General features: G+C 39.9%; 1 protein-coding gene. It reads right to left on the bottom strand.

Annotated features, from left to right (window positions below; all coding sequences use genetic code 11):
- Nucleotides 1-277: 277 nt before the first annotated feature.
- Nucleotides 278-624, bottom strand: a 347-nt coding sequence (locus tag R7040_RS27620; protein WP_318097767.1) for a hypothetical protein, incomplete at its 5' end; no start/stop codon positions are given.

The following is a 624-nucleotide window of genomic DNA, read 5'->3' as shown; positions in this document are numbered from 1 at the left end:
CTTATTCTTACTGGTCTGGTACGTTCCATAATTCAGCCTTTTTATAATAATTATTGCTGTGTTTGTGTTTGGTAGGGGGAGGCAGCCGCCTCACACACCCGCCTTCCTCGCCCTCGCTTTGCGCGGTTGAGGAAGTCTGAAACCTTCAGGTTTCCCGTAGCCGCTAGGCTACCAAGCTCCATGCAATGGCAAGGCACGGAATGAAGCGAAGCGAAAATGGAGGGAATTTAGCGGAGCTAAATTATACCTTGCTCCTAACCCCTCAACCCCCCAAATGCTAGATTTCAAGATTTCGCTTTTCTTTGTAGCCCAGCTCACGTAGTTTATTTTTAATGCGCTTAAGCTCAATATAAATATTATCCGCTAATTCTTCGGTAATTTCATTATTAATGTGATCTCTACCTGTCTTGAGCCAGAAGCAAACATTTTCATTCTCTTTCTTATTTAGTTCTTTTTGTACACCCTCTTTGGTTGATTCAAACCAGTTTTTAAACTCTTCAACCTCTTCACTATTAAGCTCATTTTTAGAAATTTGGTCTTGAATAAGTGAATTAGAAAAATCTAATATACTAATATCATCCACTTTAAATGAGCAAACAATCTTTTGAACACCTCGCCCCTTTT

This window comes from Vibrio sp. 1069, assembly GCF_033340555.1.
Note: the sequence above shows the minus strand (reverse complement) of the source record. Positions and strands in the feature narration are given on the sequence as shown.